Below are 13,823 nucleotides of genomic sequence, written 5' to 3'. Positions count from 1 at the left end.
CCTCCTACGCATTATATTTCAACGGAATTCTGACAGTAAACGTTGTTCCTTCACCAAGCTTGCTGTATAGCTTGATCTCACCTTTATGCATCAGCACCGCATTCTGCGTGATTGCAAGTCCAAGACCCGTACCTCCCGTGTCTCTGGATCTTGCCTTATCCACACGGTAAAAGCGGTCAAACACACGGTCCTGACAATCTTCCGGAATGCCGACTCCTGCATCCGCAACCTTCACATAAAAGTATTTATGATCGGCATTTACACTGACTCTGACCCATCCATTGTCCTTGTTATACTTAATTCCGTTTTCAATCAGATTGGACAGCGCAAGTGTCAGTTTTACCTCATCAATCTCTGCGGTTACCGGCCGAAAACTCTCGAAAATCAGCTCAATATTTCTCTGGGCCGCGATCGGCTTCAGCCTTTTCATGATAATCTGCAGCAGTTCATTGATATCAACATTGGAAATCTCCAGTTTTGACGCCTTCTTATCCATTTTCACCAGGGAAAGCAGATCCGATATGATGACATTCTCCCGGTCAATTTCTTTTACCATGTCTGACATAAATTCCCGGTATAATTCCGCCGGAACCTGATCCCCCTGCTGCAGCAGGGAATCCGCCAGCACTTTCATAGACGTCATCGGCGTCTTCAGCTCATGAGAGACATTGGACACAAATTCCTTCCTGGAGTCTTCCAGCACCTGCATCCTTGTCAGAATCTCATTGAACCGGGATACGATTCTTCGAATCTCAAGAAATCCTGTTTCTTCAATTGATTCATCTTCATGCCCCATGGCAATAAAGTCCACATCTTTCTGGATCTTTCTCAGATCTTTTGTCAGCAGATAGCTGACAACCATCGCAAATGCCAGTCCGAAAACAATAAATGCCACCAGCAGCATATTCCTGCGCTGATTCATCTCTATGCTCGCGGCCATAAGATCCTCCCGCGGAACTGTGGCAATCACAACTCCGAGCACCTCACCGCCCTCTGATCCTGCGGAATAAATCGGACACATGATCTCAATATAATTGCCTTTTTCATTGACAACCCGTTCTTCTTTTCCTTTCATAATCCGCAGAACATCCCGATTCAGGAAATATTTCCCCTGAAAATCCGTATGGGTATCTTTAATAATCTTATAATTCTTCTTGATGATAATGATCCGCCCATTCATACTTGCAGCCAGGTCATTAGTCTGGGACGACAGGGTATTGGAATTGTCATTCAAAATAAAATCCACCCCTACAACCTGATTGCCAAGCCATCTGCACTGCGCTTCCACACTGTCTACCTTCTGATTAAAGGCTTTCTCACTGTATCCGTCATTCAAAAATTTGCTGAACAGGACAGCAATAAATACAGAAGCAGTAAGAACTGAAATGCAGATCAGAAACTGCAGGCTTCCCAAATAGGCAAACCGCTTCTTCCATCTCTTCTTATCCTTGGAAATAGTAACCTACCCCCCACTTCGTATGTACATAATCCGGCACTCCCGGGTTCGCTTCTATCTTCTCCCTGAGTCTTCGGATATGCACATCCACAGTTCTGGCATCTCCAGGATAATCATACCCCCATACGGTATTCAGCAGATCCTCCCGGCTGTATACTTTATTCGGATGGAACACCAGCAGTTCCAGCAGATCAAATTCTTTTGCGGTGAGATTCACCTCTTTCCCGTGAACATGGACTCTTCGGCTCTCACAATCGATCTTAAGGCCTCTGTATTCCACAACTTTCGGTGTCTCCTCCGCCGGCGCATCATGATGTGCGGTTCTCCTCATGATCGCCTTAATCCTCGCTTTTACCTCAAGAATATTAAAAGGCTTCGTGATATAGTCATCTGCCCCATACTCGAGTCCAAGAATCTTATCCATGTCCTCACCTTTTGCGGTCAGCATAATGATCGGAACATTGGAAAACTCACGGATTGCCTGGCATACTTCAAATCCGGACAACCCCGGAAGCATGACATCCAGAAGAATAATATCATATGTATTCGCTTTTGCTTTTTCTAATGCTTCTTCACCGTCATAGGCACAATCCACCTGCATCTCATCCTGTTCCAGGCTGAATTTAATCCCTTTGACGATTAATTTTTCATCATCAACCACTAAAACCTTTTTCATTTCTTACACCTCTATTATTATATTGTAATGCTGTCTTTAATCTTGTTGTATATTCCTTCCTTGATTCCCTGTATCTTCATAATATCCTCGGTTTTTGAAAAAGGACCATGTTCCTCTCTGTAAGCAATGATATCCTCAGCCTTCGATTCTCCAATTCCTGAGAGAGTCATCAGCTCCTCTCTGCCTGCCGTATTGATATTGACTTTTCCGGCAGAAGTCCCCGCACCTTCCGCCGCATTCTGCGAAGACGGTTCCTTCGCTTCTTCTTCTGACGGAACATAAATCTGCTGTCCGTCCTTCATCTTCTCCGCCTGATTGACGCTCTCCCAGGACGCCTTTGAAGTGAAGCCTCCTGCCGCCTTCACAGCTGCCGCGATCCTGTCACCGGCAGAAAATTCATAAACTCCCGGATGTTTCACCTGCCCGCAGATATAGATCACGATCTTCTTCTCTGCTTTGGCCGTGCTTCCCTTCTTCTCCGCTTCCGTATCCTGCGACACTTCCACATGATGGCCGGAAGAGCACCCCGCTGGTGCAGTAAACATCAAAATCAATATTAAAAATATGGTTCGGACTCTTTGAAACAACGTTAACCTCCCGGTCGCTGCAAAGAGCTTTGAACATGTAAATCTCTTACTATTGTAACGAAAATAATAATACTTTACAAGAGATATTTACGATTTCCATTTAAATATTACAAGGCCTGCAACAAACAAAATCACACCAATCAGACGGATCCACTGAAAGCCTGTTTTCTCTGCTCCAAACCACCCAAACACCTCGATCAGATAAGAAACAATGACCTGAGACGCCACGATCAGCATCGCAGACTGTGCCGGTCCCAGAGCTCCTATACTTTTAATGACAGTAAATGTAATCGCGGCTCCAATCACACCGCCCAGCAGGAGATATCTGGGATGGACTTTTGCAAGCATTAAAAAGCTCTTGTCATGTTCTGTCACCGCCCAGATTAAAATGCATGCCAGAAAACCTGTAAACTGAACAAAAGAACTGGTCGTCCAGGTGCTGCTTTGTTTTGTCACTTCTGTATTCAGGACTCCCTGAATGCTCATCAGCGCACCGGAAACCAGCGCGATTATAAATCCAAACATAGAAAAAAGCCTCCATTTCAAACTATATTACCCTTAGTTTTTCCATGAAAGCTTTTTCTATTCAATTTCCTTCTATGCCTCATCCAGGATTTCTTTTAAAATCCGGATCATTTCATCTACATCTTTTTCTTCGATGACCAGAGGCGGTACAAATCTTATGACATTATTTCCCGCAGTCATAAGAATGAGTCCTTTTTTCAACGCGGCGTTTACAATCTCTCCCGCAGGTTTTTCCGGAACAAACTCCAGCCCCTGCATCAGAGCAATTCCCCTGTGGCCGGAAATAAAATCATACTGGTCTTTGAGCTGTTCCAGCTGATCCCACAGATATTCTCCGACCGCTTTGGCATGCTCCGGCACTTTCTTTTCCTCAAACTGCTCAAATACCGCGTTGATGGCAGCGCAGGCAAAAGGATTTCCTCCATATGTTGTTCCATGGTCTCCCGGCACCAGCGCTCCGTCTGCTTTGTCATTGACAACAAACGCTCCTACCGGAACTCCGCATCCCAGAGCCTTTGCCAGTGTCATAACATCTGGTTTTACTCCATAAAGATCATGAGCAAACATGGACCCGCATCTTCCCATGCCGCACTGAATTTCATCGAAGATCAGCAGAATGTCTTTCTCATCACAAAGTTTCCTAAGCCCCTTAAGAAACTCAGGTTCTGCCGGATAGATTCCTCCTTCTCCCTGTACCACTTCACAGATAATTCCACATGTTTTATCTGTAACTTTGGATTTCACGTCTTCCAGATCATTGAATTTTGCAAAGACAGCACGAAATTCCTTTGGAATAAATCCATCCTGATAATGGGCGTTCCCCGTAACAGACAGCGCTCCCTGGCTTCTTCCGTGGAAAGACTGATCCATGGCAATAAATTCGTAATCTTTTGTCTTATCCTTATTATAGGCATATTTTCTTGCAACTTTCAGCGCCCCTTCAATGGCTTCTGTTCCACTGTTTGTAAAAAATACTTTTTTCATTTTGGATGCTTCCACAATCTTTTTCGCAGCTTCCACTGCCGGGATATTATAAAAAAGATTGGATGTGTGGATCAACTTGTCAATCTGATCTTTGAGCGCATCGTTATAAGCTTTATTTCCATACCCGAGAGCAAATACAGCAATCCCTGCTCCAAAATCCAGATATCTTTTTCCTTCTGCGTCGTATAAATATACGCCTTCTCCTTTTTCCAGCACCACCGGATACCTGTTGTAGGTTTTTAATATGTATTTTTCTCCCTGTTCAATATAATCTTTCTGATTCATAATGTGCCTCCTAGAATAATGGCTCTTTCAGGATTGCCGTTCCTACACCTTTTTCCGTAAAGAACTCCAGAAGCAGGCAGTGAGGAACCCGTCCGTCCAGCACATGGACTCTTGCAACTCCTTTTTCAATGGCTTCAATGCAGTTCTGCAGTTTTGGAAGCATTCCGCCTCCTACAACACCTTTTTCGATAAATTCTCTTGCCTGGGCAAGATCCATTTCTGAAATCAGTGTGGACTTATCTTCCGGATCTACAAAGACTCCTTCGATATCTGTCAGGAATACCAGTTTTTCCGCGTTCAGCGCAGAAGCCACCGCACAGGCTGTATCATCCGCATTGATATTATATGGCTCAAAGTCATCTCCCAGTCCGATCGGTGAAATAACCGGCACGAAATCATCTTCAATAAGAGCTTCCAGAAGCTCTGTATCTACAGATTTTACTTCTCCCACATATCCCAGATCTTTGCCCGGCATTTCTTTTTTAGTGACATGGATCATCTCCGCGTCTTTTCCAGACAGCCCAACGGCTTTGACTCCAGCCTCTGCCATCATGGCAACCAGTTCCTGATTTACTTTAAACAATACCATTTCCGCTACTTCCATGGTATCTTTATCAGTCACGCGAAGTCCATGATAAAATTCCGGTTCCTTTCCTGACATGCGCACCCATTTGCTGATCTCTTTTCCGCCGCCATGGACTATGATCGGTTTCATTCCGATCAGTTTCAGCAATGCCACATCCCGGATTACACTTTTTTGCAGTTCTTTATCTTTCATTGCGCTTCCGCCGTATTTTACAACAACATAACAATTATTAAAACGGCGGATATATGGCAGTGCTTCGGTTAGTACTTCCGCCTTCTGTTTGGACTGTTCAATCTGTTCTGCCTGATTCATCTTTTTTCTCCTTCTTTCTCTTTTTTCAGTTTTTATGATCTGTAATCTGCATTGATGCTGACATAATCATGTGTCAGATCACATCCCCATGCAGTTGCTTCTTCTTCTCCATTGTGGACATGGATCTTTGCTGTTACTTTCTCTTCTGATAAAATCTTTGTTGCTTCTTCTTCTGAGTAATCTGCCGCGATTCCATCTTTTACGATATCGATCGTTCCCACAGCACTTTCAAAAGCAATATCTACCTTTTCCGGATCAAAATTTACTCCAGAATACCCCAGTGCACATAAAATTCTTCCCCAGTTGGCATCTTTTCCGTAAATCGCCGCTTTGGTAAGACTTGAAGTTACAACAGATTTACTCAGGATCCTGGCATTCTCTTTCGTATCCGCACCTTCTACGTGAACTTCAAACAGCTTGGTGCATCCCTCTCCATCTCCGGCAATTTGTTTGGCCAGTTCCCGGTTTACATAAAGGAGACCTTCCCTGAATGCTTCATAGTCTCTGTCTTTTTCCTGTATCTTTTTACAGCCTGACATTGCGTTTGCCATAACCAGAACGGTGTCATTTGTGGAAGTATCTCCATCTACGGAAATCATATTGAATGTATCTTCTACGATCTCTTTCTGCAGTTCCTGCAGCAGCTCTTTATCAATGGCTGCATCTGTTGCGATATACCCAAGCATTGTGCCCATATTTGGATGGATCATGCCAGAACCTTTGCAGATGCCCCCTATGATTACTTCTTTGCCGTCAATCTCAACGGAAACAGCGGCTTCTTTTGACTTTGTATCTGTTGTCAGGATTGCCTCTGCCGCATCCCGGCTGCTCTGCCGGTCATGAGCAATCTTTGGCACCAGCTGATGGATTCCTTCCTTAATAATATCCATTGGCAGCTGCTGCCCGATGACTCCCGTAGAGCCAATGGCGATTTCTTCCTGTTTCAGGTTCAGAAGTCCGGCTGCAAGAGCCGCTTCTTCCTGCGTATTTTCATAGCCTTCCGTCCCGGTACAGGCGTTGGCGATTCCTGTATTTACGACAACCGCCCGAATAGCTTCCTGTTCTTTTACCAGTTTCTGATCCCACTTAACCGGTGCTGCCTTTACAATATTTCTTGTAAAAGTTCCCGCAAGGACAGCCGGCTGTTCACTGTAGATCATGGCCATATCCTTTTTTTCACTTCCCGGTTTGATACCTGCACGGATTCCTGCTGCCAGAAAACCTTTTGGAGCGGTAACTCCTCCATCGATTATCTTCATATTCTATGATTCCTTTCTGTATTTCATTTTCTGTCCTATCTTATAACTTTTACGGGAACATCGGAACTAATTCCAGTCCCTCTGCTTCATCCAGACCAAACATCAGGTTCATGTTCTGAACAGCCTGTCCTGCCGCCCCTTTTACAAGATTATCCATGGCACCCATCATAATAATGCGTCCCGTTCTCTGGTCAATCTTAAAGTTTACATCTACATAGTTGCTTCCTTCCACCCATCGGGTTTCCGGGCAGACATCTTTTTCCAGAACTCTTACAAATTTTTCTTCTTTATAATAAGAATCATAAATTTCCTTAATTTCTTCATAAGACACTTCTTTTTTCAGATTCGCATAAGCGGTCACCAGGATTCCCCGGTTCATCGGCACCAGATGCGGAGTAAAATTCAATACGACTTTTTCTCCTGACGCATAACTTAACTGATCTTCAATCTCCGGCGTATGACGATGGGTCGCAACTCCATACGCTTTGATATTTTCATTGACTTCACAGTAAAGATTGTTTACCTTTGCTCCTCGTCCTGCTCCGGAAGTACCGGATTTTGCATCGATGATGATACTGTTCATATCAATCAGTCCTTCTTTCGCCATTGGATAAATGGATAACGTGGAGCATGTCGGATAGCAGCCCGGATTGGCGATCAGCCTTGCCTTTTTAATATCTTCACGATTGATCTCACACAGTCCATATACTGCCTCTTTGATAAATTCCGGACTCTGATGTTTTAATCTATACCATTCCTCATAACGGTTAACATCTTTGATCCTGAAGTCCGCACTCAGATCAATAATCTTTGTTTTAGACAAAACATCTTCTGATACAAGAGAACTGCACAGTCCCTGAGGTGTTGCGGTAAATACAACGTCCGCTTTCTCTGCCAGTTCTTCTATATTATCATCCAGACATTTGTCATCTACGATTTCGAACATATTATGAAACACATCATAATATTTCTGATCAATATAACTTCTGGAACCATACCAGACAATTTCCGCATCCTTATGCTGCATCAGCAGTCTTACCAGCTCCTGGCCGGCATACCCGGTAGATCCAATGATTCCTGCTTTTATCATATTTCTCATCCCTGCACTTTCTTTAGTTTTTCTTCATATATTTATCATCAATTGTTCCTAAGTATACAACTGAAATTGAAAATATGCAATAGTTTTGCATAAATATACATTTATTTTTCGTTTTATTCATTCTTTTCCAATAAATATTCATTCAAAATGAAAAAAGTCCTTGCAAAACCCGCTCATATCACGTATATTATTAGACAGACAATTACTTATTTACTTAGGAGGATATATAAGATGAAAGAAAAAGTTGTTTTAGCGTATTCCGGAGGACTCGACACTACAGCCATCATTCCCTGGCTGAAAGAGAACTATGATTATGAAGTTATCTGCTGCTGTGTTGACTGCGGACAGGAAGAAGAATTGGACGGACTGGAAGAAAGAGCAAAATATTCCGGTGCTTCCAAATTATATATTGTAGACATCACAGATGAATTCTGCGATGATTATATTATGCCTTGCGTACAGGCAGGCGCTGTATATGAAAACAAATATCTGCTCGGAACTTCCATGGCTCGTCCTGGAATCGCAAAAGCACTGGTTGATGTCGCAAGAAAAGAAGGCGCTACTGCGATCTGCCACGGCGCAACCGGAAAAGGAAATGACCAGATCCGTTTTGAACTTGGTATCAAAGCTCTCGCTCCGGACTTAAAGATCATTGCTGCATGGAGAGATGACAAATGGAACATGGATTCCCGTGAATCTGAGATTGCATACTGCAAAGAACATGGCATCGATCTTCCATTCTCTGCTGACCAGAGCTACAGCCGCGACCGCAACTTATGGCATATCAGCCATGAAGGACTGGAGCTGGAAGATCCTGCAAACGAGCCGGATTATGATCACCTTCTGGTTCTTGGAGTTTCTCCTGAAAAAGCTCCGGATGAGGGTGAATACGTTACCATGACATTTGAGAAAGGTATCCCTACTTCCATCAACGGTGAAAAGATGAAAGTGTCTGATATTATCCGTAAGCTGAACGCATTGGGCGGCAAACATGGAATCGGTATCGTTGATATCGTGGAAAACCGTGTCGTAGGAATGAAATCCCGCGGTGTTTATGAAACTCCAGGCGGAACCATCCTTATGGAAGCACATGCTCAGCTGGAAGAACTGGTATTAGACCGCGCTACCATGGAAGTAAAGAAAGATATGGGCAACAAACTGGCTCAGGTTGTATACGAAGGAAAATGGTTTACTCCTCTCCGTGAGGCAATCCAGGCATTTGTAGAATCCACACAGGAGTATGTAACAGGTGAAGTAAAATTCAAACTGTACAAAGGAAATATCATCAAAGCCGGAACTACTTCTCCATATTCTTTATACAGCGAATCTCTTGCATCTTTCACAACAGGTGATTTATATGATCATCATGATGCAGAAGGATTCATCACTCTGTTCGGACTTCCATTAAAGGTTCGCGCTATGAAGATGAAAGAAATTGAGGAAAGCCAGAAATAATCTGCAGATCTATAAAAAAGAAACGATGCGTTCTCAATGCATCGTTTCTTTTTCTTTGCTGATTTTTAAAGATTCAGCCGGTATCCCGCTCCCCAGATGGTTTCTATGATCTGAGGATTTCTTGCGTCATCTTCTATTTTTTCCCGCAATCGATTAATATGAACAGAAACTGTAGCCGCGTCTGAAACATAATCATATCCCCATATTTTTTCAAACAGCTGTTCTTTAGAAAAAACAAGATTTGGATTTTCCGCCAGAAAACAAAGCAGTTTAAATTCCCTGTTAGGCAGTTTAATCTCTCTCCCGTTTTTCCATACTCTCCAGGTCTTTGGTTCTATAATCAAATCTGCCACAGCAATCTGATCCTGATTTTCCTTATTTTTGCTTCCCGTATCCCGGTCAGACGTCAGACGGGCATATCGTTTCAGATGGGAACGTACTCTGGCAATCAGCTGGGAAGGATCGAAAGGTTTTGTAATATAGTCATCCGCTCCAAGCCCCAGTCCCCGGATGATATCGGCTGCTTCCGACCGTGCCGTTACCATAAGAATCGGAATATCAATCTCATCCCGTATGGTCCGGCAGATATCATAACCGCTCAGTCCCGGCAGCATCAGATCCAGAAGAATCAAGTCATAGGAATTTTTCTTTACTTCAGGGATAACCTGTGTTCCATCCCCTATGACATCTGCCTCATAACCGCTGCTTTCCAGATAATCTTTCTCCAGCTGGGCAATCTTTTTATCGTCTTCTACTATCAAAATCTTCGCCATCTTATCTCTCCTTCGGAAAATAGAGCTGTATTTTTAATCCCTGGTCATTCTCGGCCGCCACTTTCCCATTGTGGCGTTCCATAATATATTTTACTACAGAAAGTCCGATTCCGCTTCCTTTTTCATTTCTGGATTCATCGCAGCGGTAAAACCGTTCGAAAATCCGGTCCAGTTTTTCTTCCGGAACCCCTTTTCCATTATCCTTCCACTCCAGCAAAACAAAGTCTTTTATCTCACTGACCCGGATCTGGATTTTCACCGGCCGGACCATGGCATATTTTAAACTGTTTTCCAGAAGATTATCAAAAATACGCCTTACCTGATCTACATCCAGCATAACTTCCGGAATCCACTCCGGTTCCTGTTTCATTGTAATCTGTACCTGCTTAGAATCCATAACCGCTTCTTTCTGTGCCATACAGGCTGCGGTAAATTCCCCAAGTTCCGCAGAAACCATATGAAACGGCATCTGTCCGCTCTCCATTCTGGAAAAATCAAAAAGTTTCTGAAGAAGAACGTTCATCTCTTCTGTAGATTCGTAAGCAGTCTTCAGATACAGATATTCTTTTTCCGGCGTATCCGCCACCCCATCCAGCACACCTTTAATATATCCCTGAACTGAAGTCAGTGGAGTCCTCAGATCGTGTGAAATGCCTGCCACCATATCTGTTCTCGCTTTTTTATTTTTGGCCTGCTGCTCCTGCTCCGCAAGGATCGTATGCTGCATATCATTAAATACCTGGCATACATCTTCAAATTCCTGCTCACCCTGATATACAATGTCCTCCCGAAGATTTCCGTCTTTGATCCGTCTGACTCCTTTTCCCAGTTTCTCCAGGGGCTCCATCACCACCCGGTTCATCCGTCTTGTAAAAAAAGCAGACAGAAGGAGAATCACAAGAATGGCTCCCGTGCCGATCAGAAAAAAAGCAATCAAAAACGGGCGAAACAAATTTTTTACCATTGACTTTTTCCAGTCTTCTTTCGGAAAATGCGCCGCAGCCACACAATACTTTCCTTCCGGATGATATTGGGCAATCAATGTAACATTCCGGCGGAAAAAGATTTCCGGTTTCTCTTCCGATAAATCCAGCTGTGCAGTAACCTCCAAAAGTTCTGACATCTGTTCACTTCTGCTTCCTTGTTCTATTTTTCCTCCGGAAATCACCGCAGTTTCATATCCCCACTCTTTCAGCCTCTGCTGTGTCCCGGAGAAATTCTCTATTTCTGTTTTTTGAATTTCCGAGACAGCCTGTACAACATTTGAATCCAGTTTCCTCTGTTCCAGCGCGTCCAGACGTTGTTCAAAGGAATCCTCAAATGCAAGCAGCACAAGCAGTATGATCATCATCAGAGAAAACAGCGCCAGAAACAAGATCATCATATTGCTGCGAAACATCCTCTTTTTTAAAGACATATTTTTCTCCTTTACCCTGTCCTTTTCTTCATCATACCGGAAGTTCTGTCCTTTTGCCATAGTTTCTTCCAAAAATTCCATTCCGGATCATTTCAAAAAGAGCGACTGCCGCCACAGTTCCAAAGGCTTCTGCCGCCGCAAAAACTCCCATGGAGAATGTTATCGGAGCAATTTCAAACAGACCAGGCAGCACGATCAGCGAACCTGTGATTCCTATGATCATCAGGGTGCAGATTCCTATCCTGAGTTTTGTAAATGGAATACAGCTCCTGATGACCGCAGCAGCAGAAATAAAAATCAACAGCAGATACATAACCGTCTGTCTTTGCGGTTCTGTAAACGGTGCCATCCAGCTGATCTGTGCAATCATAAGCGCGGCTGTCACTCCATACGGCATGGCTTTCAAAAGGGCTGTCTTTAAAAATGTTCCCTGGATTCTCCTTGTATCAGACTCCAGGATCGTTACAAAAGATGGAAATGCTTCCACAAAAGCATCAATCAATGTAATCTGTATCGGGATAAAGGGAAACGGAACATTGGACACGAGACAAAACAGGGATGCCAGCACAGAATAAATCGTTTTTATAAAGAAAACACCGGCAGTTCTTGTTACGTTGTGCACTACTTTTCTTCCTTCCATTACAACCTGCGGCAGATTCGTAAAATCAGAATCCATCAGAACGATCTGTGAAATCTGACGGCTCGCATCACTGCCGTCCGCCACGGCGATGGAGCAGTCTGCCTCTCTCAAGGCAAGCAGATCATTGACTCCGTCTCCTGTCATTGCCACTTTATGTCCCTGACGTTTCATCGCCTTCACCAGTTCCTGTTTCTGTTTTGGCGTTACTCTGGCAAATACAGCAAAATCCCGGCAGATTCTGTCATAATCAATCTTTCCTTCCAAAGCCGACATATCCAGCGCATCTGCCCATCGGTTTAATCCAGCTCTTTTCGCAATCATGGAAACTGTCTTTACATGATCTCCGGAAATCACCTTGACATCCACACCTTCCTTTCGGAAGAAATCCAGGGTTTCCCTGGCATTCTTTCGTATGGTATCTTCCAGCACCACAGCATATACCGGCTGTATCCTGTTTTCAGGAAGGGATTCTTCATGATCCCATCCGCTTCCTGTATAACCGATCACGATTACGCGGTGTCCTTTTTCCATCTCCTGTTCCAGATTTTCCGGCAGCTCCCCAAGCAGCCGTTCCGGCGCTCCCACAAATATGGTTCCTGCTTCCTGAAAGCTTACGCTTCCCCATTTTCTTTTGGAGGAAAATGAGATTTTATGAGACGGTAAATAAACCGTTTCCGGCGCAAACTGTTCTTTCAACGCCTGGAATGTGGCATTATTGTCGTCACTTGCAGCCATATATGACTTTACCAGAGCTTCTATCTCTCCCTGATTGAAATCTGACATGGGAATGACTCGGCGGACTTTTAGATTTCCATCTGTGATCGTTCCAGTCTTGTCCAGACAAATAGTGTCCACATGGGCCAGCGTCTCCAGAGAATATATATTCTGCACGAGGATCTTCATCTTCGCCAGCCGGATCACTCCTGCTGCCAGTGATACAGAAATCAGAAGAACCAGTCCTTTTGGCAGCATGCCAAGAAGCGCTGCTGATGTGGATACAATGGCTGTATCTGCCGGTGTATTTCTAAGGAAATATGCCTCAAGGAACAATAAAATTCCCAGCGGCAGAATAAAAAAACTGGTAAATTTTGTTACTTTCCGCATGGAACCCAGCAGCTCTGACGCCACCTTTTTTTCCTTTTTTACCTCACTGGCCAGTTTCGCCGCATAATTTTCTTCTCCTACATGAGTCACTCTGGCATAGGCTTTTCCGGAAATCACGAAACTGCCGGAATAAAGCTCACTTTCTTTTTCTTTGATGATGGGATCACTTTCTCCTGTCAGCAGCGACTCATTGACCTCCAGGTTCCCTTCCGCAACTGCCGCGTCATTGCAGATCTGATTTCCGCTTTCTAACACCATCAGATCATCTTTTACGATTTCATCCAGTTCGATCTGCACTTCCTTCCCTTCCCGTATGACTTTAACGGAAGGCCGGTTTAAGATAGACAGTTCATCCACCAGCTTTTTCGCCTTTAATTCCTGGAAGATTCCGATACAGATATTGCAGATGATAATGGCAATAAACAGCATATTGGAATATGCGCCTGCCGCAAATAACAATCCTGCGATCAAAAAGTTCAGAAAATTAAATAAGGTAACAATATTTTCATATATGATCTGTGATGTCTTCTTCGTTATACTTTCTGTTTTTCCTTCTCCCTGACCCTGCCTGCGCCTTTCTTCCACTTCCTGCAGGGACAATCCGGATACGTTTTCTTTCATACGCTCTGCGCCTCCTGTTTTTTCTTTTAACGCAAAGTCTAACA

At 43.8% G+C, this 13,823-nt stretch carries 12 protein-coding genes; 1 reads left to right on the top strand and 11 read right to left on the bottom strand.

Annotation, left to right across the window (positions count from 1 at the left end; genetic code table 11):
- Positions 1-4: 4 nt before the first annotated feature.
- The 8 genes from JMF81_RS01565 to argC all read right to left on the bottom strand — a co-directional run bounded on the left by JMF81_RS01565 (position 5) and on the right by argC (position 7,760).
- On the bottom strand, positions 5-1,414 hold the full coding sequence (locus tag JMF81_RS01565; protein WP_243282506.1) for a sensor histidine kinase: 1,410 nt from the start codon (positions 1,412-1,414) through the stop codon (positions 5-7).
- Between the two features lie 28 nt (positions 1,415-1,442).
- Positions 1,443-2,132: a response regulator transcription factor gene (locus JMF81_RS01560; RefSeq protein WP_201309710.1), complete on the bottom strand. Its 690-nt coding sequence runs from the start codon at positions 2,130-2,132 to the stop codon at positions 1,443-1,445.
- A 17-nt stretch (positions 2,133-2,149) separates the two neighbouring features.
- Complete coding sequence (locus tag JMF81_RS01555) at positions 2,150-2,719, bottom strand: helix-hairpin-helix domain-containing protein (protein WP_243282505.1); 570 nt, start codon at positions 2,717-2,719, stop codon at positions 2,150-2,152.
- A gap of 87 nt (positions 2,720-2,806) precedes the next feature.
- Positions 2,807-3,244 carry a DMT family transporter gene (locus tag JMF81_RS01550; RefSeq protein WP_201309709.1) on the bottom strand — a complete coding sequence of 146 codons (438 nt, stop codon included), beginning with the start codon at positions 3,242-3,244 and terminating at the stop codon, positions 2,807-2,809.
- Between the two features lie 72 nt (positions 3,245-3,316).
- Entirely contained in the window at positions 3,317-4,513 is a 1,197-nt protein-coding gene (locus tag JMF81_RS01545) for an aspartate aminotransferase family protein (RefSeq protein ID WP_201309708.1), read from the bottom strand.
- 10 nt (positions 4,514-4,523) lie between these two features.
- Positions 4,524-5,411 carry an acetylglutamate kinase gene (gene argB, locus JMF81_RS01540; protein ID WP_201309707.1) on the bottom strand — a complete coding sequence of 296 codons (888 nt, stop codon included), beginning with the start codon at positions 5,409-5,411 and terminating at the stop codon, positions 4,524-4,526.
- Positions 5,412-5,443: 32 nt separating this feature from the next.
- Positions 5,444-6,670, bottom strand: coding sequence for a bifunctional glutamate N-acetyltransferase/amino-acid acetyltransferase ArgJ (gene argJ, locus JMF81_RS01535; protein ID WP_201309706.1), 1,227 nt, complete (start codon positions 6,668-6,670; stop codon positions 5,444-5,446).
- A 49-nt stretch (positions 6,671-6,719) separates the two neighbouring features.
- A complete protein-coding gene (argC, locus tag JMF81_RS01530) occupies positions 6,720-7,760 on the bottom strand; it encodes an N-acetyl-gamma-glutamyl-phosphate reductase (protein WP_201309845.1) in 1,041 nt (346 codons plus the stop codon).
- Positions 7,761-8,000: 240 nt separating this feature from the next.
- Between argC and JMF81_RS01525 the strand changes: the two genes are divergently transcribed.
- Positions 8,001-9,224, top strand: coding sequence for an argininosuccinate synthase (locus JMF81_RS01525; RefSeq protein ID WP_201309705.1), 1,224 nt, complete (start codon positions 8,001-8,003; stop codon positions 9,222-9,224).
- Positions 9,225-9,289: 65 nt separating this feature from the next.
- On the opposite strand, the gene JMF81_RS01520 is transcribed toward JMF81_RS01525, so the two are convergent.
- The 3 genes from JMF81_RS01520 to JMF81_RS01510 are packed head-to-tail and all read right to left on the bottom strand — an operon-like array spanning position 9,290 to position 13,779.
- Positions 9,290-9,997, bottom strand: a complete 708-nt coding sequence (locus JMF81_RS01520; RefSeq protein ID WP_201309704.1) for a response regulator transcription factor — start codon at positions 9,995-9,997, stop codon at positions 9,290-9,292.
- Position 9,998: 1 nt separating this feature from the next.
- Positions 9,999-11,474, bottom strand: a complete 1,476-nt coding sequence (locus JMF81_RS01515; RefSeq protein ID WP_201309703.1) for a HAMP domain-containing sensor histidine kinase — start codon at positions 11,472-11,474, stop codon at positions 9,999-10,001.
- Positions 11,446-13,779: a cation-translocating P-type ATPase gene (locus JMF81_RS01510; RefSeq protein ID WP_201309702.1), complete on the bottom strand. Its 2,334-nt coding sequence runs from the start codon at positions 13,777-13,779 to the stop codon at positions 11,446-11,448. Before JMF81_RS01510 ends, JMF81_RS01515 begins: the two co-directional genes overlap by 29 nt.
- Positions 13,780-13,823: the final 44 nt, after the last annotated feature.

It is taken from the genome of Anaerostipes butyraticus (assembly GCF_016586355.1).
Lineage (GTDB): Bacteria > Bacillota > Clostridia > Lachnospirales > Lachnospiraceae > Anaerostipes > Anaerostipes butyraticus.
Note: the sequence above shows the minus strand (reverse complement) of the source record. Positions and strands in the feature narration are given on the sequence as shown.

Bases quoted from the DNA above. Each gene is read 5' to 3' on its own strand.
- JMF81_RS01560 (WP_201309710.1), bottom strand. From the start codon at position 2,132: ATGAAAAAGGTTTTAGTGGTTGATGATGAAAAATTAATCGTCAAAGGG.
- JMF81_RS01550 (WP_201309709.1), bottom strand. From the start codon at position 3,244: ATGTTTGGATTTATAATCGCGCTGGTTTCCGGTGCGCTGATGAGCATT.
- JMF81_RS01545 (WP_201309708.1), bottom strand. From the start codon at position 4,513: ATGAATCAGAAAGATTATATTGAACAGGGAGAAAAATACATATTAAAA.
- argB (WP_201309707.1), bottom strand. From the start codon at position 5,411: ATGAATCAGGCAGAACAGATTGAACAGTCCAAACAGAAGGCGGAAGTA.
- argJ (WP_201309706.1), bottom strand. From the start codon at position 6,670: ATGAAGATAATCGATGGAGGAGTTACCGCTCCAAAAGGTTTTCTGGCA.
- argC (WP_201309845.1), bottom strand. From the start codon at position 7,760: ATGATAAAAGCAGGAATCATTGGATCTACCGGGTATGCCGGCCAGGAG.
- JMF81_RS01525 (WP_201309705.1), top strand. From the start codon at position 8,001: ATGAAAGAAAAAGTTGTTTTAGCGTATTCCGGAGGACTCGACACTACA.
- JMF81_RS01520 (WP_201309704.1), bottom strand. From the start codon at position 9,997: ATGGCGAAGATTTTGATAGTAGAAGACGATAAAAAGATTGCCCAGCTG.
- JMF81_RS01515 (WP_201309703.1), bottom strand. From the start codon at position 11,474: ATGGCAAAAGGACAGAACTTCCGGTATGATGAAGAAAAGGACAGGGTA.
- JMF81_RS01510 (WP_201309702.1), bottom strand. From the start codon at position 13,779: ATGAAAGAAAACGTATCCGGATTGTCCCTGCAGGAAGTGGAAGAAAGG.